Raw genomic sequence first — 18,946 nt, forward strand, 5'->3', positions numbered from 1 at the left:
TTGCCGATTGGATCTGTTACAGAACTAGTGTCTGTCAGGGATGATCCTTCAAATGTTTCCATCATGTTCTGGAAGCCACCTTTTAATGCTCCGGATAACAATGCTCCCACCCCGATCACCAGGATGATTAACAGGATGATGAACATACCGTTTTCATTTGATAATTGTGATGTTTCAGATTTGACCCATGCTTTTGCACGTTGAATAGCTGGCATATTGCTGATTCCTCCTAAAATTTATTGGTATTTTGAATGTGTTTCCATTGGCTTAAGTGACTTTTCATTTTATAGACAAATCCAGCGAGTATCTTTATAGGGAAGCAATGCTTCCCTTATTCACTGTGGTTCTAAAACCGCTGCCGGATTAGTAATCCCAAGATTGATCTGTTTTGCCGATTGGATCTGTTACAGAACTAGTGTCTGTCAGGGATGATCCTTCAAATGTTTCCATCATGTTCTGGAAGCCGCCTTTTAATGCTCCGGATAACAATGCTCCCACCCCGATCACCAGGATGATTAACAGGATGATAAACATACCGTTTTCATTTGATAACTGTGATGTTTCAGATTTGACCCATGCTTTTGCACGTTGAATAGCTGGCATATTGTTGATTCCTCCTAAATTTTGATTTTTAATTAAAAGTAAGTTATATAAAAAATAGGAAGTGAAATTCCTATATCTTATCCAAAAGAGGTAAGCATTACAGTCCCAACAATCGTGAAAACGACTGCTACAATAGCTACAACTGGGATCATGTTGTATTTGGTTAGCTTCATAGGTTGTAGCTCAATCAAGGAAAGATAATTTTGAGTCCTCATTTGTCTCATAAAGTTGATTTGTGAGTTGATGATATCGCGGCTTTTGGATTGATCTGTTTCAAAAGCCTGTTGAAGAGCGGCAATAAAGGTGCTTGCCTCGCTGATCCCAAGGTTTTTTGAAAAGTTCTGATACGGCTTTGAAGATCCTGGATACATCTCCATCTCACTAATCATTTGTTGAACATGTGGTCTAAGAAAAGGTCCTGCATAGTTGATTGACTTCTTAACTGCCTGATAAGGTGTATAGGTAATCATCAACAATCCCAGGGGTGTTAGATAAGAAGGCAGTTCTATCCTTCTCATACGCTTAGCCGCTTCCACCCGTTGGTTCAACAGGTAGTTTGGCATGAAGTACAATAAACTGGAAACTAAAGCAAGTGCAAAGAATATTTTCTGTTCTCTGAATAATGCAAGCAGCAAGAATAAGGAAACCAATACTAGCGGATATAGTAACTTTTGAGAATAGAAATCTTTTAAAGTAAGCTTTGAATTTGAATTAATTAGCTTACTCTCAATTTCTTTTTCTTTTTCTGGCGAAACCTTAATTACTTTCATAATCCGCTCTGTTAAATGAATCTGTGGCTTTTTCGTTTTTTCAAATTCCTCTTGTTGAGATGCATATATAAATTTAGAGTAGTTATATGTCTTTTCTGATCGCTTCTCCTGTAGCACCAATATCGCCCAAAAGATTAAAGCTCCCATAAGAACAAAGAACAGTAATGGAACACCGATAGACTTTCCCTCCTCTCTCTTATAAAAGTACCTCCCTCGAAATAACCTAAGGTTATAGTAGAAGATACCGTTTAAGCCTTTTAGCAGTCTGTCAATCTCGCATGGTTGTCGTTACTCATTAAATTGATTACGAGACACAGGTTGTTTTCAAGGCACTACCTTTCCTTTTTAAACACTCAATCAACAGTTGTGGATGCTGAAGTATGAACCAATGTTTACTTACTATATAACCTTGGTTTTTACATGTTCATAAGTAATCATGATCGGGGGTTCGTTTCTTTCGAAGAGCTTTTTTTAAAAAAGTTTAATTTTTTTTGAAGCCCTTCTATTAACCACCAGTGAAAAAGTTGATTATTAATTAGGAAAGAAATACCTTTTGAAACTATTTTCTTTCATAGGTAATCATGAATGGTTTTCTTATCATTCGAAGAGCTTTTTAAAAATTTTTTAAGCTTTTTCGTGTAATTAGAAAAAATAAAAAAGCTGCTTCTAATGAGAAGTCAGCTTTTTGTTTATACTCACTGATTTTTAAAGCTTTCCATGCGTGTTAAAGTTTCAACTTTGTAATAAACACCTAGTAATATACAAGCAAACATAATTATAACTATAGGCCCCGCAATTGTTTCCATGAGCATGTTATATGCGCCTCGCTGGAAAAAATAAAAAATGAAAGGTAATCCAGCAAAAATAATGGAGTTATAAATATATGCTTTTTTAGCTTGGGACATCGACGTATCTAACTTTGCCTGCAGCAATTTTCTTTGTTCAAAGTCTTCTGCAATTTTCATTAGGATGTCCATATACTCTCCACCGCTATCATGAGCTACCTCAAGCATTTCATGAAAGAAAACAAAGTCATTAAAATCATATTTCTTGCACATCTCTTCATAAGAATATGTGACCGTTTTACCAGATTGCAATAAAGAGACCACTCGTAAGAGATCCGGTTTTAAAGAAGGATGAACAAGCTTAATAGTCTCATTTAAAGCATCTACTACATTACCAAGTACCGACATACTATTTGCCATAGTTTTCATGTACACAGCGATTCGGTCATTTAACAAATGTGCATACCGCTTCTTTTTGTAATAGAGTATAATTCGTGGAACAAAGATACCTACAACAAAACCAATTAGCCCTAACATGTTCTTATTTAAATAGATATATAGGAGAAGTGAAAAGGATGAACTAGCCATAAAATAGATAAGATAGTATTGTCCTACTGTCAGATCCCACTCATGCTTACGAGCGTCATGAATGATTAATGCCGGTGAAAATTTTCTCAGCGGCTTAAAATTCATTAATAAGAGATCAAAGATACTGTTATTGTCCTCATATTGAGTTTTATCCTGTTTTTCCTTCTTTTTTCCTCTTTGAACACTCTGATCCACTTCTTTAAAAAGCATATGTGCCTTATAGCGCTGAGGCCTCTTATCAAATAGCCAGGAGAGAAGCAAAAACAAACTGATTGCTGCTACTGCCAAAAGAATAGGAGCAAGGAAAAAGAATCCACCACTCATACTAAATTCAACTCCTTCTGATGAGTCTCTTGGATTAATGGCATGATTTTTTCTTTCTCAATTCCTGCTTTTAGCATTCTGCGAGCAATATCGAAAGATAGATAGCCATTTTGTTCGTGATGGCCATCTATTTGAATTACTTCCCCATTTTTATTGTATTGAATGTTTTTCTCTTCAAAAGTAAAAAGCGGGTTGTAAACGAGCTCATCATCTTTAAAGTCTACCATTTCGATCATTTCTGTAATACGACGTACTCCATCGTCATATTTCTGTTGGAAAATAACAATGTCGAATACACTGGTTACCCACTTTCCAATGATTTCACGATCAAGTTTTACCCCTGCCCGGAGACACATCATGATTAAACGATTAACCGAATCCCGAGCATTATTAGCATGAATAGTAGTCATACCTGGATGCCCTGTGTTAAGAATTTCTAACATAAGTAAGGCCTCTGGCCCCCTACTTTCCCCCACTATAATTCTGTTTGGATTTTGTCGAAGAGCATTTTTCAAAAGAACCTCAAAGTCTATTGTTGTATCTTCTTCATCAGTAAATCGACATTCCATTGGTACAATATGCTTTTGAGGATAAATGTTTCGTAAATACATTTCTGCCGTATCCTCTAGAGTGATGGTACGATCTTTATCTGGAATGGAGCCAACAAGCCATTTAAGTAATTCGGTTTTACCACTACCCGTTGGTCCAACAATAAGAATTCTCATCTTTCCTCTCACAAAGCCTTCCATTGCATTCACCATTGACTCACTGGCTTGTTTTGTTTCTAACATCGTAGTTCTATTAATACGAAGAACTGGTGCAAACTTACGAATGGTAATAACAATACCAAGACCTGAAATGTGGTGATCTGTGATATTAATACGCATAGATGGAAAGCGACAATCCGCATATGGCTTTGCTGCTGTTAAAGTCTGGCCACTTGCATTAACAATTTTTGATGCAATCTCTTTAAGATCTTCCTCAGAATCAAATTTTAGATCTGTTTTTTCTTCTCGACCAAAGCGCTCAATAATGATTTCATCTTTTCCATTAATCATAATTTCGGTAATATCAACATCTTCAACGAGAGGCTGTATAATGCCCATTCCTGCAACTGCATCTACAATTCGGCGAGTAGCTTCTTCTCCGGTCATTCCCTTAATAAGAATATTTTCTTCTGTAATAAATCTAGTGACAATTCCCATCAACTGGTTTCTGACTTTTGGATTGAGAAATGCTTCTAAGAGTACTTTCTGATGTTCGGAAATTAGATAGCTTCGTACTTTTTCAAGTTCATTTCTTGGGATTGATGTCCTTTTTTCTGGAGCAGCAGTTATGCTTTTATCCTGAGTAGCCCTTTTAGCATAAGAAATATAGCTAATATCAACAGTATTTTTATGAGCCTCAGAATCATCAAGAGACTCTTTATTTTGGGATTGTTGATGCTCTTCTTTCGACAAAGCGACCAATTCAAATTCTTCTAATGAGGATTCTATTTGAGCATCTCCCTTTGGAACAGTAAAAATGTCTGCTAGTTTTGATTCATTTTGAACTTCTTCCTTTGGTGCAGTGAAAATGTCAATTGTATTTGATTGATTATTGTTTGGTTTATAGGCAAGCATATTTATACGCCTCACTTCCATTTGTTCTGTTAATTCATTTCGTAAAGAATGTTAGGGTCATCGGTTTAAAACAAACCGAATTTCTTCTTTTTACTGTTCTCTCTGTGTCCTTCAAATCCATAATCTGAAGCTAATTCCCTCATATACTCGTTAATAACAGGCGACCCAAACTGTAAATCCATTTCATATAATGAACGGTGCGGATCCATAGGAACTGCTGTTGCACTTGTTTCACTAATTAAGTTATCTAACGCTTCTTTAGAAACCCCTTCGCCTACAAAGTTAAAAATAGTATTCCATCTTTCCATTTCTAGTGAAGTAACTTTCAAGAAGCTTTTCAGTTCCCTATATTCGTTAATCCTAACAATACTATCAGTCAATACATTAAAGATAACGTCCACTTCCAACATGACCGGAAACGTAAACACGTTTTCTAACTGATTAGGTAAATTCAAAATGATTGCATCATATTCTAATGATTTTAGAGTTTCCATGAATAATGGTAAAAACCTATCAGTAACAGCCGGAAATAAATCCGTTTTAAAATTGATTGGTAATGTTAAAAAATGCAGGTTTCCTGAAATATGATCGAGCACCTTTTGAAAACCCCGACCGCGCATTTCTGCATCAAGTTTACTAGCAATGTAGTTTTCAAGTTCAAAGTTATCTTGTGACAAACAAAGCTGATAAAAATTCTTTACACTTGATGATAATCCCGTTGTTGTTGCAAATGCTGGCGATAAATAGTCTAATTCAACATAGAGCACTTTATAGTTCATTTCAGCTAATTGATGGGCAAACGATTGAGATAATGTACGTTTACCAACGTTCTGTGTCTGTCCCCAAAAAGCAAAGACTTTCTCTGTCCCTTTTACTTGTGCCTGTACTTTTTGTTCTTCCACACGGGTTCTCTTTCCTGGAAAAACAGACTGCTTATTCTCGCTGAATATTGTCTGATCTTTTTTTACATTAGCTGATTGAGTTTTCAGCTGATTCGGACTCTTTTTACCAAATGCAGGTGCCTTTGATGTTAGTGGCATCGGGCCATTAGAAAGACCTGCTCCACGTCCTCTCGGCTTCATTGCACTTGGTACTGTATTATTAAAACGCGATCCTTCTATTGCCTGACCTGCTTTAACCTTTTTAAATTCCTTTAATTTTTGACTAGCAGTCTCACGACCAGTCGGAGCATTTACTAATTCCATAATTTCTTTGAGATGCATATTTCCGTCCATTGAAATGACATAATCATAAACGTGACAATTGAATAGGTAATTCAGCGCTTCTTCTGAAGAAGTGAGATCTGCTAAGTAAATGATCCTAACATTGTTTTCAATAAGGAAGTTTATAACTTCTATGAAGGACTCTTTTTTCTCTTCTCTCTGTCCTTGATAAGTTGAAGGGATATAAGCAGATAGAATAACTACATTTACGCCTTCTTGAAAAGCTTCTACCTCTAATAACTGTTCTAAATATTCAACTTTAGTTACACAATCTAGATGTTTCATTAAGGAGCTATTAATTTTTGGATTACCTGTCGCTAATATTACTTTCATTTTAAGGCGGCTTTGTACTTTTTTCACTGGTGCAAAGCCGCTGTCACCTTCCTTTCAATCTCAACTTTTCTCTTATTAACCTTTTTGTTTTTCAGTTTTTTCTTTTAACTCTTCTTCATATTCCTTCTTAATTGATTCAAGATCTACAGAATCATTTGATTCAGCATTTTCAGCAACCTCTTTTACAATTCCTTTTGGATTTAAAGAAATTTTGCTAACCAAACCGCGAGTTACCGGAACATCATGGATATTCGCGCCTGTTGTTAATTCATCTAGGCTCAAATCCCCTTTTTGTATTGCTTTTTGTACTGATTCATCTGGTTTTGTTAATCCTGATGCAATGGGGACAATAGTACCAATCATTTTGGCTTCCGAAAGAAATTGAAGTGTATCAATATCCACGGCTACTGTCATAACTGCAGGTCTTAACTTTCGTTTGCTCTGTTTTTCTTCTTCTCCTTCTGCCGGTCTAGTGAAGTCATCGTCTGAATATATATCTGATCCTTGAGGATCACGGACAGTTAATACCTTAATTTGTTTTGCGATTCGCCCAAAGAATGGCTTCTTTTCATCTTTGTCGTTGTACATAAACGCTGTATAAAGATCTACAGTATGGCCAGGTAGGATTGCATTGCCATGAGTAGTTGGCACATCGACTTGGAAACTGAATGTTTGTTCATCTGGCTTTAATCCTTGAATTCCTACATCGCCACGTTTTTTAGGCTCTATGATTTTAGATTCGAAGACCATTGAACTTTTAGAAATGCCATAGCCTGGAGCAGTATAATAACCGACTACCTTTTTCCCGTCTTGAACAACCTTTTCTTTTTTTGGTACCGCATCTCCCGGCATGTTAATGTAAGTCACCATGTCTTTTGTTATTTTAGTATCCGCTGGAATATCCTGTTTGGCTACAACAACCCTAGTTGGTTTAATTTGGCTTTTGATAGATATTTGTGTGTAAACATACACAGCTAGTACAGCTGCGATTGCTAATACTAAAGCTAAAATTTTTCTTGTGAAAAAACTATTCATTCTTCTACTACTCCTCCTTTTGGTGGTGTTTCAATACTTTTCGCTTCATAAATAACAATGTTTTTCTCACCTACATCGATTTTTGTATCGTTAGGAAAATTATCTTTATTCCGATTGTTAAGGTAGTGCTTATAGTAACTTTCTGTTTCACTTCTTGCCTCTACCGCTATCAAAGCTGGATCGGCTTGAATTTTTTTGATATACAGTCCTCTGTCTCCCATTTTTCCATCAAAGCTAATATTATTTGCATATGAGCGAACCAGCGCCTCTTCTGCAACATCTGGATCAATTGTAATGCGCTCTTCTACACGAAGCGTTCCACGATTGACACTTTGAGAAATTGCAGTTCGAGAAGCAACGTCGAGTGAATCTCGATTATCATCATCCATTATTCTTATCTGTGAAATGTCTGTTACATAGAACAAACACCAGAAAAAGATAATAGAACCTAAACCAACCCTGATAATACTATCCATTTCTCAAACTCCTTTCTTGTTTTTATACCAAAGGATGGTTTTTTGGGCTTTCACAGATATTGTGATAAGAATTCCGTTTATTTCTAGACCTTTTTTTTAATAACAACAAAAAAGGGAGAAAAATTTCTTCTCCCTTTTCATCATTGCTGCTTCTTAAATTCATCTGCAGATTTTTTAGAGTACTTATCGCTTGGCTCTTTCTTCAGTTCTTTAATTCGACCACTATCTAAATCCACCTTATCTTCATACTCATTTTCATGGGTTTGATAGAAAGGAACTAGCTCTGTAATATCCGACTCTTTTCCCTTCCAGTTAAATCCTGGTCCCTTTTCATCAAGAAACGGTTGAGTTGGATATACATCACGACGAACAAAATCATCAAATGGCGTACCTTTCACTGTAAATGGATACGTATTACAAGTAGAAAGATTATTCTTTCCAGCTTCACTTATTTTGACTGTGAAATAGTAAGTTCCGTCTTTTTCCTTGAAATTTGTATACCACTTTCGGCCACCGTCCAACAAAGTATCTTTTGTATCTCTGCGAGAATCTGATGAATCATAGAACAGATTGCCCGAGTACTTTTCTACAAAGACTTTTGGCAGCTGCCATGTTGAAGTTTCTGTATAGGGGTTCCATTGAACATCTTGGTTTGTTTTCTCCAATTTTTGATTATTTTCAATGAAGTTATTTGGCAAACCTTCGAATACTACATTGCCCTTTTTAGGGCCTCTATACTGTCCATACTCATCTATATACATTGCATAGCTGTCAAAGGAAAAACCGTAACCCGCACGTACTTTAGATGGAAAAGCTGGTGAACTTTTCTCTTTTAAAAACTCATAATAATAAATAGTTGAGCAACCATACTCATCACAAATGACTTCTATCTTAGATACACCACTCAATTTATTATCTCCCGGTTTACAAGCATTTGTAGGTGGGGGATCTCCAATAATCTTATATGGGGCGGTTTTTGTATTATTGGTAAAGTCTACTTCTGGAAACTGTTGTGGAATATTAATGGTTGCTTTTAATGTTCCAGTGGCTGGAGTATTAGAAGACCAATTAAAAATGACAGTTCGTTCTTCGTCCGGTTTAATATTAACTGTTTTTTGATCTATTAGCGTATTGTCTCGATACAATCGTACAATAGCATTAATAGGTTTCGTTGTTGGCTCTTTGCTCCCAACTACTACAGGAGTAAGAATTTGCTCCCCAGGTTGATAGGTTCCACCTTCAACACTCTTAACATACACATCCTCACCCAATCCAATTGAGTAAACCCAGAGCCAACCACCTTTTCCGGTTGCATCTCCTTCATTAATACCAAAAGCTAAATGTTGTTTAGCAATCATTGATTCTGTGGCTACTCCGGTACCTTGTACCATCCACGAACCAGATCCGGTACTACTCGGACCTCTAACACTAGAACGAAGCTTATCAGGGTTGTTATGATCGACTGCCACAGGAGCACGAGAACCGGACGCCGTTAAAAACGTAACCTGTCCTTCTGTGTCACCGTAAAAAATTCGTTTATTCCCATTCTCTTCCCAAATCATAACGTTATTAGAAACATCATTACCTGTTGATATATCGCTATCAACTTTGTTTCCTCCTCGATCTCGTCCTTGCTGAGCTACAAATAGATTAGCCATATCTGATTTACGATAGGCTACTACTTTCCCAGGTCGTCGTACGGGGATATAAATGTTTTGTTCATCCATAGCTAATGAGTTGTTAATGAGTGTAACGTTATCTATTTGTTTTTGGCTAAGAATATTACCGTTCATGTCTAACTTGTAAACATGACCATATTTAGAAGTTGCATATAAACGACCATTAGGCACATCATATATCACGTTTGTCGGGATTCCCGTGGCTGTTTGTTTACGCCATCTTTGTTGGATTTTTAATTTATTATTTGCATCTAGAAAAGCTGAAATACGATAAATTGCAGCCGCATTGCCACTACTTCTGATATTGTATCCAAAAACTAAATCTGTTGGGGATACCCTGCTTAAAGCTCCTGAAACTTCAGCATTATATGCACTAGAAGCTACAAAGGATGCCATTTCATATCCACCTGAGCTTGCTGCCAAGCCATTTATCACATATACTTTCCCATCTTGAGCACCAATGGCCACTAAGTCATCCTGCAATAAAGTTGGTGGTCCCACAATATTTTCTCCAGTTGGTATAGGAAATGCACGCTTGAAGTTGAGATTCCCATCTAACGCAATTACTTTCCCTCCCCCTTTAGGATCTGCTATACCAACATAAAAACGATCAGTAGAGGATGCATATGTAGGGTGCGAATAATTACGTGCATAGTCCCCCAGCTGAACAACCTTTGCCCCTTTTTCAATTAACATTTGTACTATCTCTGAACGGGGCGTATCTCCTTTAAAGAAATTAAAATCAACTGGAATTTTATACATATATGTGCCAGCATCCAAATTAAACAAATTAGTCTTATTTGGAACAGCCGCAACTACATAAAAAAAGTCTCCTACAGCAATTGTTTGAGATACAGACCATCCAAGACTGAATACTCCTTTCAACTCAACAGGCGGCACTAGTGTAGAATCTTTTACATGCCTAGTTCGAGCCGTATCTTTCCCATAAACTGAAAAATCTTCTCCTACTGCTGCTGAAACCGTCTGTTGATTATTAAAGAAAATAACATCAGTTAATAGAAAAAACACCAGTAGGCAGACCAACCATTTTTTTATTCTTTTCTTCATTCTCTCGTTTCCTCACCTTCTTCCTTATTTTTTATCAAATTCAGAAGAATACTCAGGTTCTTCAATGTTAATCTCTGAATCTTCAATGTGTTCGTCTATGTCATCTCTTAAATCTTTGAACCATTTTTGATCTTTATTTCTAGAATCCGCATTAGAATCATCATAGGTAGCCGGTTTTTTATTATCTGGTTTACTTAAGTTCGGTTTTTCATTTGGTTTATTTGGTGATACCGGCTTTTTATCTTTTTCAGAACCAGTCTCACTCTCTACATTTTCTGAACTTGATTCATGAGTGTCGGAATTATTCTCTTTTGGATTTGACGAATCGTTACTCCTTAAATCATCTTCTGTAACTTCGTCGTCATCTGATGGCTGCATTGTATACTGATTATCCGTTTGAGCGCTTTGTTCTTTCCAATCTTCAATAATTTTTTCATACTCTTCCTGACTATAAACCGTTTCCTCCTTTCCTGAATCGATGGTTGTTCGGTTAGTCGTTTGCTTCTGATCTTTAGGAGAGTTTGAAGAATTTGCTGTTAAGGTTAGAACAATCGCAAATAGCAGAATAGCTGATAAGAATGTAATGATGCCATTTCTTATAGCCATTCGGCGACGATCACGTTTTAATCCAGACCGAGCCAATCTGCCTACACATCCTTTCTAGTTGTTAAACGAAGTTTGTTTACTCCATTTTCAGATATGATGATGGTTTCCTTTATTTTTGTGAAGAGTAAATTTTTAATATCATAATATTAATTTTCTTTAGACTAGCTATTTTTTGTGTCCAAATTATTGACTCAAATCCAAGTTATGAGGGTTTATGCTGCCTATAAACAATAAACATTAATAAACATTAATAAACATTAATAAACATTAAAAACAATTAAACTTGTAAAACATTTGGTTTTTAAATGAATAGGTTGCTAAAAGACAATAAAGTTATTTACTCCTAAAACCTCAAACTCGTATAGCCCCGTTCTTTTTTTTGAACGGGGCTAAAAATAAACTTGTTTAATATAAATATTATTCGATTACCGTACTCGATTCTGGAACAGGATTCTACAGAAATCATGTAAAATAATCTCTATAATAATAAAACGTTACGATCGCAGAAACAAGTGTATATAATATAGCTGCATAAAAAGCAAAAGAGGGACTAAATTTTAATTTACCTTCTTTCTCTACCCTTATACCAGTTTGTGATTGAACTTTCATCTCAAGGTTACTACTCATATGTCCACCTGAACTAGTAAATATATATATTAACACTATTCCTATTATCCCTGTCACAAAAGAAAAGTCTATAAATGATACATTAAAGAAGAAATGAAAAGAGTAATTTATACTCAAGAGAATAATTAAAGTAATTGAAAAACTAAGATATCTTCTCAAAATAAAATACCCCTCCAATTAAAAGTCCGTTTTAAAATAATTATTCATAATCACTTCAATAATGTACTATGCAGCAACTATCTTACTCAAGTTCTTTTTAGCTGTAGCAACACTAAAGTCCATGACCTCTAGTTGGTTGTTTATTAAAACAGCAAAAGGGAAAGCCGGTATATTCAGACTTTTCGATAAATCATCTGAAACTACTAAAGGTATTTCCATTTTTCTTAGAATATCCTTATAGAAATCTATTTTTTCTTTAGTAGCTGCCTCTGATATAAATAAAAGATCAACTTTCCCCTTTAGCTTTTCAATATATTTTTCATCCTCAAGGAATTGTTTACAAGCAAGGCAATCTGGACTAATGAAGATCATAAGGGTATCATTAATTTTATTTTCTTCAATGACAATTCTTTTTTTAGTCGTCACTGATTCTTTAATAAATGGACTTATTTTTTTTACTTCATAAGCAATAGAATAAATATCATTACTATGGGGACTTTTAACTTGCTTTAGAAGCCTAGTAATACTCAATAGGATCGAAAGAATACCAATCAAAATAACCGTATTCATAATACTTGTCATTGTAATAAAGAAATTGAAATTATTCATACTCCCACACACCTTTTTTAAAATTGGAAATAGTATTGAACATGTAAATTAATAAGCTTATATTTATTGCATTTACAAACAGGATAAAGCTGATCAAATTTAACTCCAATCTTTCAGCATGTAAATATAAAAATGGTACTATGCCCAAGAAAAATAAGTTTCTAAATACCAATTTTCTAGATATTTCATGATTACCTAAAATCCCACCGCAACTACAACTAATTTTTCTGTCCCTTAGCAAATTAACTATGATGGCAACTGTATAAACCACTAAAAATAAAAAAGATAATAAAAGAGCTAATTTTAGATAGTATCCAAAGAGTAACAATACCGATATTAACAGTTGAAAGAATATATCTATTTTTAAAAAGAAGGGGGTAATTCGTTGAGGGATTATTTTATACATAGCTGTATTTCTTAGATGTGATTTAAAGTTTAATAACTTTTCTACACCTGACGTAAAAAAAATAATTGCTAAGAAAATTTGAAAAAAAGTAGCTAATAGTTGCATACAATCCCCCTCTAGTAATTAATGATTTCCACGTTAACCTTCTTCCTTTTCATTAAAGAAAACTAATTCTTTACCATGCTAAGGATTTTATGAGTCAACTTCATATTATTCATTCTAAGATTTATATATTGTTGCCTTTTTATTTTGATATACAAAAATAAATACTTGCGCTAGAAAAATATGCGCAAGTATTTTAATTTAAATTAATTAATAACTTTGACAAACACAATGTTTACCGTAAACAGGATCAGGATAGCATATTTTCATTTGTCCACAAGGACAGTCTGCCTGACAAGGTATAGCTAATGTTGAAGAACCTTTTGAGAAGAAACTAGCAATTTTATTAATCATAATTTCCGCCTCCTTTCTTAGTATACTTCTATTATAATAGATCGAATAATAATAGTCAATATTATACATAAATGTAATTAAATTACAATTAAATTTATCGTTTCTACCTTGGAAACGCTTTCTTTTTGTTGCTACACGAATAAATTTCTCGAGTTAGTTATATATAACCACTTTTAAAAACCATTTTTTATAAAGCAAATAATATAAATTCTTTTGGATAACACGAACATTAAATTTTTGAATTTAAGACAAAAAACATTGCTGGTTAGATCATAATCCAAAGAAACAGTTAAGTTAAAATTTTAATTCACAGCTGTTATTATTGAATTAGTTTACGTAATAGGATATGAGTAATTTTCCTCTAACAGTTTATTTTGCATTTTGTAAAGTTTATAATACTCTCCCTTTTTCATCATAAGTTCATTATGATTCCCTTTTTCTATTATCTTTCCATTTTTCATAACTACAATTTGATCAGCCAACTTAGTTGCTGTCATTCGATGAGTGACAAAAATAGTTGTTTTATTCTCTGTCATCATTTTAAATTTCTTAAATATATCGTATTCCGATCTAGGATCTAAGGCAGCAGTTGGTTCATCAAGGATAAATAATTCTCCTTTTTTAAATAGAGCTCTCGCTATAGCAACTTTTTGCCATTGACCACCAGACAATTCCTCTCCATCTAAAAATAATTTGCCTAGCCTTGTCTCTGCGCCCTCCTCCAATTTTTTATAAAAATCCTTAACTCCAGAAAGCCTTATCACATCTTGAAATTTTTCTATATCATTCTCTTTTAAAGAATCATTCAATAAAATATTTTCTTTTAAGGTTAAATTGTACTTGGTGAAATTTTGAAATAACACTGTTATATTCTTTAACAATTCTAATTCGTCAATCGTCTTAATCGAAATACCTTCAAATAGTATATCTCCATCCATTATAGGATATAGTCCCATCAAACACTTTATCAAAGTAGATTTTCCTGAACCATTTTCCCCTACTATAGCAATTGTTTCACCAGGATGAATATCCAGTGACACATCAGATAATACTTTTCTATTAGAATAGGGATAAACAAAAGATAGATTAGTTATCTTAATACCTTGGTCTTTAAATTCAGGAAAGGAAACTGTATTAGAATTTCCTTTTATATATGTCTTATCTTCAAAATACAATAGTTCAAAAAGATCTTTTAAGAAGTGCATTTGACTTTGAATTGTCGAAAAATTATTTGATAAATTAAGCAATATAGTTTGTGTTTCTCTAATAGCCTGAAATACTGCTATAAAAGTACTTAGGGCCAATTTTTTAGAAGTCACCATAGTTATTAATAAAAGAACGCCTATTACTAAAGCAAAATTATTAAGAAACTTTAAGAGGAAATAGCTTGTTTCACGTTTTTTTAAATAATTTAACTCCTCTTTTGATTTTTTTAAAAAAAGACTTGCTGATTTTTTAATTATATAGTCTTGAGCATTAAAAATTTTTATTTCTTGTATTGAGTCTCTGTTTGAAAGTAATGAATCTAAATACTGAAATTCTCTGGAAATGGGAGTTTGATATTTCAAAAGAAGAAATTGTTTTAGTCCGAATTTTCTTTCAATAAAGTAGACAGGCATCACTGAAACTAAGCATATTATTGCCAGTAACCAGTGTGTATTTATCAATAAAATAGTGAAAGAAGAAACTGTAATCAAATTTTGAAAGATGTCTAAAAAATTAATAAGAGGATTTAAAAATTGTTGACTTCTCGAATATTTTGTTCTTTCCAAATGATTATAGAAATCTGGATTATCATAATAATATGCAGGGGAATTGGCAGCTTTAGTATTTACTAGTTTATTTATCTCGTATTCCAGCTTTATCTCTATTTTTCCGTCAAGTAAATTGTTAATATTAACAAAACCCGCCTGCAGACTAAAGATTATAATTTGTGAAGCTAAAATGAAGTATAGTTCCTTATGTATTGGGCCTCCATTAAGGAGTAGTTGTTGTACATTTTTAACAAGTTTTTCCAATAACACTACACCGAGTATAGGGATAATTCCCCCTATTATTCTTAAAAAAACGGAATTAATAACCCATCCTTTATCTATTCTCCATACAAATTGAGCCGCTTGATAAAAATAGTTTACGTTATTCATAATTTAACCTCAAAGAAAAATTTTTAGTTAGTGTTTTTACCATTGTCGGTTCCGACATTCCAAATATATGATTAAAAAGGAAATATTTACTGTTAATGAAATATTAAACTTAAAATGTATAATTTGTCAATATATTAAAATAGTTCGCCTCTGTTACTAATCTCTTATTAACCTTGATAAACGAACTTAAAAAAAGAGCATGTTCTGAAAAAAGATTAATCAAAGCATGCTCTTCTTGTGTTAAATTGGATGATTCTTTCATAAAAAAGTTTGATCATTTTTTGTTCTTTCTATAACAAAAGCACTCGATAGTTTAAGTACATCTCTTTACAAGAATAATATTAGTTGGTTTTAGTTGCATAATAAAAAAGGCTACTTAAAAGTAGCCTCACTCTAAGTATTGTTATAGGTTTCAACAAATAAAGGTATTGATTTATCGGCAATCTTCTCTACTTATGATTACAAAGCGACACGACGCATTCCCTGTTATGTTCTTCACATCTTTTCAAGATTACACTTTAGATCTTTTGCTCGTTGCAGCAAGTCATCATACGTCAAAACTTCGCAATTATTAGTTCTTTTCAAATGTGTTCTAAGTTTATCGATGTCCGAGTAATTCCCGAGCTTTTCGCTTCGCCCAATTATAAGTGTGTAAGATCGATTAGGGGAACGATTAATACCAGGAAAATCAGGTTCGACAATATCATGATGGGATTCTATAAATTCTTCCCATTCTGTTAATTGATATACTGCTTGAGTTGTGGTAGCTCGTTGAGGTCCTTCTTTCGTAACTAATTCCTTGTTAGGACGTTCAATCTCGATTAATCGATAGTGTTGCACAGAATAAGAAACAATAAAATCAGGGATGACTTTTGTTTTTCCTGTAGAAGATGATTTTCCTGCTGGATAATTAAATACTGGTTTATTATGAACAGTTCCGTATGGATCGATTAGTACTGGATTGTTGATTAAAAAATTATGAAAGTTCTCCTCAACTTCATCAGCAGAGTGAGTTAATAGTTCTTCAAAACTTTTAATTGCTTCACCAAGTTTATAAATTACATCTCGCCTTAAAAAAGGAAACATGTACCATGAATACTCTCGAGCAAAGTAGTACAACTCATTATCAGTTAGGCGTTTTCCAATTTTCCGAATACGGATATGAGCCTTTTTAACTGTGATCGTATTTTTATACACAAATTGCGAAGGAACGTGCAACCCAGTATATATTTGCCTATCTTCAACGTCCCTGATTCGGGACGTTATAGGTACAAGCTGGATATCTTGGCATAAGTCACCGGAGTCTACTAATACTACTGCCGGTCTTACTCTGACAGGTTTGTCTCCTTCTTCGTATGGTACTTCACATATAACTATTTCTCCTTGCATAAACGTAGTATCCATGAAAATTCCCCTTTAATGATTTTAATAACATACTACTATAAATTGAAACTATCTTGCTCCTTTCTCACTATAAGTTTTACAATGTTCTTGTTAAACTAACCTGCTTCGTTAGTTCAATAAGACTAACTGAAGTGAAGATAGTTCTAATTTTTAAATTAAAATGGTAAAATTTATAAAAACTACCAGATTATTAAAAGTTAATAAGGAGGTTGTTTATTGTTTAAATACTTCTTAACTATTACACTGTTTTTTCTATTGGTTCATTTTATTCTCTCAAATACGGAACAAACTTTTTTTTCTGCTCTCATTACATCAATTTATGAAATTCAATCACCTTTTTCCATTACTTATAGAAACCATGGAAGTAATGCTGATCGCTTGTTATTACCGGAGCTCTTGTCTTTATTTGTTTATTCCTTTTTCATATTTTTTCTTTCCTTTTGTATTGCCCTTCTAACAACTTTTTTATTGCTTAACTTTTACTATTGCGTATCTAATTCCAAGAAAAAGGTAGCAAGAAATTTACTGACTGCAGTTGAATCTATCCCCGATATTATGATTTTCTTAATCATCCAGTTATCAGTTATTTATTTCTACAAGCTAACTGGAGTTACCTTGTTTTCCATAGCTGATTCTGGCAATGGGCGTCCTTACATCTTGCCAGTTATTTGTCTTGCCATTATTCCTACAATTCAGCTTACAAAAATGTCAATCAACTACTTACACGAAGAATCTAAAAAAACATATATTGAATTTGCCTATGCAAAAGGAATAGGTAAAAATGCAATCTTTTACAAACACCTATTCAGAAATATTGTTCCACTTTTATTTTACCATTCCAAACCTGTGTTTTTATTTATGCTTTCCTCAATGTTTGTTATCGAATACATGTTTAATCTAAATGGTTATATGTCCTTTTTGTTTAGAGGAAGAATAACTCCTACCATTCTTTTCATTTGGTTTTCTGTATTATTCACACCTTCTTTTCTTTACTTTTATACAATGTCTATCTTTTTAAGGAGAAGAGGTGTTAATCCGTGATTGGACTATTTCGTTATAAAAGTTTTCTTATAGGCTTCACAGGAATTATCTTATTATTAATTAGTAGTATATATATTCCGTTTACAGGAGATGGGACACACGCCTCTATTCTGAGGAAAGAAGACGGAACGCTGCTATCAGCCCCTTATTCACCGATAGACCTTCCTCCCTTTGGAAGCGACAGGCAGGGTACTAGCATGTTTTATAAAGTCATCGACGGTGCAAAATATACAATATTTCTTATGACTGTAGTAAGCTTTTTTCAAGTGTTTCTTTCTGTTTTTCTTGCGGGAATTTTAATATTATGGGGTGGGTATATAAAAAGAGCTGTCTATGTCATTTTAGATTCCTTTAATTATATGCCAACTGTTATTCTGGCAATTATTTTTATGATGCCAATGATGCTTACAAATCTCGATAAAGTGAGCTTATTTATCATGACCATACAAATTGTATTCATAATTGTGATTATGTCACCATCCCTCATTCTATTAATTGCACAAGAGATAGAACTGATTTTAACAAAGCCTTATGTTGTAATTTCTATTTTAATGGGAGCAGGAAGATGGCATTTATGGAAGGTACATGTTTGGCCATCTTTAAAAGCACCAATGGTAATTTTATTTTTTCAACAATGTGTCCAGACAAGCATGTTATTTATTTATTTAGGATTTTTTAATGTCTTTCTTGGTGGTCGTGTATCTACTGAAGGATTCGAATCAGCAGAGACATATAAATCAATTGTTAATGAATGGAGCAGTTTAATTGCTATTTACCATACAGAATTATTAACAGCTCCGTGGATTATTCTGGCACCAACATCCATGTTTGCTTTTACAATTTTCTCACTAAACTTGATGAAGGAAGGTGTAGTTAGGTATCAGAAGTAACGATTTATAAATGGGTGAAAGACTTTACCCCCCATCAGTTCGGAGAAAGAGGCTTCGACACTGAAAGAGTTAGCAGATATTCGCAAAGAAAGCCTTCG

At 33.8% G+C, this 18,946-nt stretch carries 17 protein-coding genes; 2 read left to right on the forward strand and 15 right to left on the reverse strand.

Annotated features, from left to right (window positions below; genetic code table 11):
- The 15 genes from ACH0BF_RS16710 to ACH0BF_RS16780 all read right to left on the reverse strand — a co-directional run.
- Positions 1-215: hypothetical protein (locus ACH0BF_RS16710; protein WP_406909784.1), on the reverse strand; the 215-nt coding region annotated here is incomplete at its 3' end.
- Positions 216-363: 148 nt separating this feature from the next.
- Positions 364-603, reverse strand: a complete 240-nt coding sequence (locus tag ACH0BF_RS16715; RefSeq protein ID WP_406909785.1) for a hypothetical protein — start codon at positions 601-603, stop codon at positions 364-366.
- Between the two features lie 77 nt (positions 604-680).
- Positions 681-1,373, reverse strand: coding sequence for a hypothetical protein (locus ACH0BF_RS16720; protein WP_406909786.1), 693 nt, complete (start codon positions 1,371-1,373; stop codon positions 681-683).
- A gap of 695 nt (positions 1,374-2,068) precedes the next feature.
- Complete coding sequence (locus ACH0BF_RS16725; protein ID WP_406909787.1) at positions 2,069-3,070, reverse strand: type II secretion system F family protein; 1,002 nt, start codon at positions 3,068-3,070, stop codon at positions 2,069-2,071.
- Complete coding sequence (locus ACH0BF_RS16730) at positions 3,067-4,692, reverse strand: TadA family conjugal transfer-associated ATPase (protein ID WP_406909788.1); 1,626 nt, start codon at positions 4,690-4,692, stop codon at positions 3,067-3,069. The genes ACH0BF_RS16725 and ACH0BF_RS16730 overlap by 4 nt, the downstream gene beginning before the upstream one ends.
- A gap of 65 nt (positions 4,693-4,757) precedes the next feature.
- On the reverse strand, positions 4,758-6,275 hold the full coding sequence (locus ACH0BF_RS16735) for a P-loop NTPase family protein (RefSeq protein ID WP_406909789.1): 1,518 nt from the start codon (positions 6,273-6,275) through the stop codon (positions 4,758-4,760).
- 48 nt (positions 6,276-6,323) lie between these two features.
- Positions 6,324-7,283 carry a Flp pilus assembly protein CpaB gene (cpaB, locus tag ACH0BF_RS16740; RefSeq protein WP_406909790.1) on the reverse strand — a complete coding sequence of 320 codons (960 nt, stop codon included), beginning with the start codon at positions 7,281-7,283 and terminating at the stop codon, positions 6,324-6,326.
- On the reverse strand, positions 7,280-7,759 hold the full coding sequence (locus ACH0BF_RS16745) for a hypothetical protein (protein WP_406909791.1): 480 nt from the start codon (positions 7,757-7,759) through the stop codon (positions 7,280-7,282). Before ACH0BF_RS16745 ends, cpaB begins: the two co-directional genes overlap by 4 nt.
- Before the next feature lie 140 nt (positions 7,760-7,899).
- Positions 7,900-10,506, reverse strand: coding sequence for a dehydrogenase (locus ACH0BF_RS16750; protein ID WP_406909792.1), 2,607 nt, complete (start codon positions 10,504-10,506; stop codon positions 7,900-7,902).
- A 24-nt stretch (positions 10,507-10,530) separates the two neighbouring features.
- Entirely contained in the window at positions 10,531-11,148 is a 618-nt protein-coding gene (locus ACH0BF_RS16755; protein ID WP_406909793.1) for a hypothetical protein, read from the reverse strand.
- 816 nt (positions 11,149-11,964) lie between these two features.
- On the reverse strand, positions 11,965-12,507 hold the full coding sequence (locus ACH0BF_RS16760; RefSeq protein WP_406909795.1) for a thioredoxin domain-containing protein: 543 nt from the start codon (positions 12,505-12,507) through the stop codon (positions 11,965-11,967).
- The gene (locus tag ACH0BF_RS16765; protein ID WP_406909796.1) at positions 12,500-13,018 is read right to left on the reverse strand and encodes a MauE/DoxX family redox-associated membrane protein; all 519 of its coding nucleotides are present in this window, start codon (positions 13,016-13,018) and stop codon (positions 12,500-12,502) included. Before ACH0BF_RS16765 ends, ACH0BF_RS16760 begins: the two co-directional genes overlap by 8 nt.
- Positions 13,019-13,225: 207 nt before the next feature.
- On the reverse strand, positions 13,226-13,369 hold the full coding sequence (locus tag ACH0BF_RS16770; protein ID WP_406909798.1) for a hypothetical protein: 144 nt from the start codon (positions 13,367-13,369) through the stop codon (positions 13,226-13,228).
- 332 nt (positions 13,370-13,701) lie between these two features.
- On the reverse strand, positions 13,702-15,513 hold the full coding sequence (locus tag ACH0BF_RS16775) for an ABC transporter ATP-binding protein (protein WP_406909800.1): 1,812 nt from the start codon (positions 15,511-15,513) through the stop codon (positions 13,702-13,704).
- A 495-nt stretch (positions 15,514-16,008) separates the two neighbouring features.
- Positions 16,009-16,917 carry a Shedu anti-phage system protein SduA domain-containing protein gene (locus ACH0BF_RS16780; RefSeq protein ID WP_406909802.1) on the reverse strand — a complete coding sequence of 303 codons (909 nt, stop codon included), beginning with the start codon at positions 16,915-16,917 and terminating at the stop codon, positions 16,009-16,011.
- Positions 16,918-17,133: 216 nt separating this feature from the next.
- Here ACH0BF_RS16780 and ACH0BF_RS16785 point away from each other — a divergent pair, with 216 nt between their 5' ends.
- Together ACH0BF_RS16785 and ACH0BF_RS16790 are read left to right on the forward strand one after the other, a co-directional pair.
- The gene (locus ACH0BF_RS16785; protein ID WP_406909804.1) at positions 17,134-17,958 is read left to right on the forward strand and encodes an ABC transporter permease subunit; all 825 of its coding nucleotides are present in this window, start codon (positions 17,134-17,136) and stop codon (positions 17,956-17,958) included.
- Entirely contained in the window at positions 17,955-18,848 is an 894-nt protein-coding gene (locus ACH0BF_RS16790; protein WP_406909805.1) for a hypothetical protein, read from the forward strand. The genes ACH0BF_RS16785 and ACH0BF_RS16790 overlap by 4 nt, the downstream gene beginning before the upstream one ends.
- Positions 18,849-18,946 lie beyond the last annotated feature (98 nt).

This window comes from Pseudobacillus sp. 179-B 2D1 NHS (assembly GCF_045370945.1).
Taxonomy (GTDB): Bacteria; Bacillota; Bacilli; order Bacillales; family Domibacillaceae; genus Pseudobacillus.

What these genes read in the sequence shown, in the direction of transcription:
- ACH0BF_RS16745 (WP_406909791.1), bottom strand. Translation starts at nt 7,759, where the DNA reads ATGGATAGTATTATCAGGGTTGGTTTAGGTTCTATTATCTTTTTCTGG.
- ACH0BF_RS16750 (WP_406909792.1), bottom strand. Translation starts at nt 10,506, where the DNA reads ATGAAGAAAAGAATAAAAAAATGGTTGGTCTGCCTACTGGTGTTTTTT.
- ACH0BF_RS16725 (WP_406909787.1), bottom strand. Translation starts at nt 3,070, where the DNA reads ATGAGTGGTGGATTCTTTTTCCTTGCTCCTATTCTTTTGGCAGTAGCA.
- ACH0BF_RS16730 (WP_406909788.1), bottom strand. Translation starts at nt 4,692, where the DNA reads ATGCTTGCCTATAAACCAAACAATAATCAATCAAATACAATTGACATT.
- ACH0BF_RS16780 (WP_406909802.1), bottom strand. Translation starts at nt 16,917, where the DNA reads ATGGATACTACGTTTATGCAAGGAGAAATAGTTATATGTGAAGTACCA.
- ACH0BF_RS16715 (WP_406909785.1), bottom strand. Translation starts at nt 603, where the DNA reads ATGCCAGCTATTCAACGTGCAAAAGCATGGGTCAAATCTGAAACATCA.
- ACH0BF_RS16775 (WP_406909800.1), bottom strand. Translation starts at nt 15,513, where the DNA reads ATGAATAACGTAAACTATTTTTATCAAGCGGCTCAATTTGTATGGAGA.
- ACH0BF_RS16760 (WP_406909795.1), bottom strand. Translation starts at nt 12,507, where the DNA reads ATGAATAATTTCAATTTCTTTATTACAATGACAAGTATTATGAATACG.
- ACH0BF_RS16770 (WP_406909798.1), bottom strand. Translation starts at nt 13,369, where the DNA reads ATGATTAATAAAATTGCTAGTTTCTTCTCAAAAGGTTCTTCAACATTA.
- cpaB (WP_406909790.1), bottom strand. Translation starts at nt 7,283, where the DNA reads ATGAATAGTTTTTTCACAAGAAAAATTTTAGCTTTAGTATTAGCAATC.
- ACH0BF_RS16765 (WP_406909796.1), bottom strand. Translation starts at nt 13,018, where the DNA reads ATGCAACTATTAGCTACTTTTTTTCAAATTTTCTTAGCAATTATTTTT.
- ACH0BF_RS16720 (WP_406909786.1), bottom strand. Translation starts at nt 1,373, where the DNA reads ATGAAAGTAATTAAGGTTTCGCCAGAAAAAGAAAAAGAAATTGAGAGT.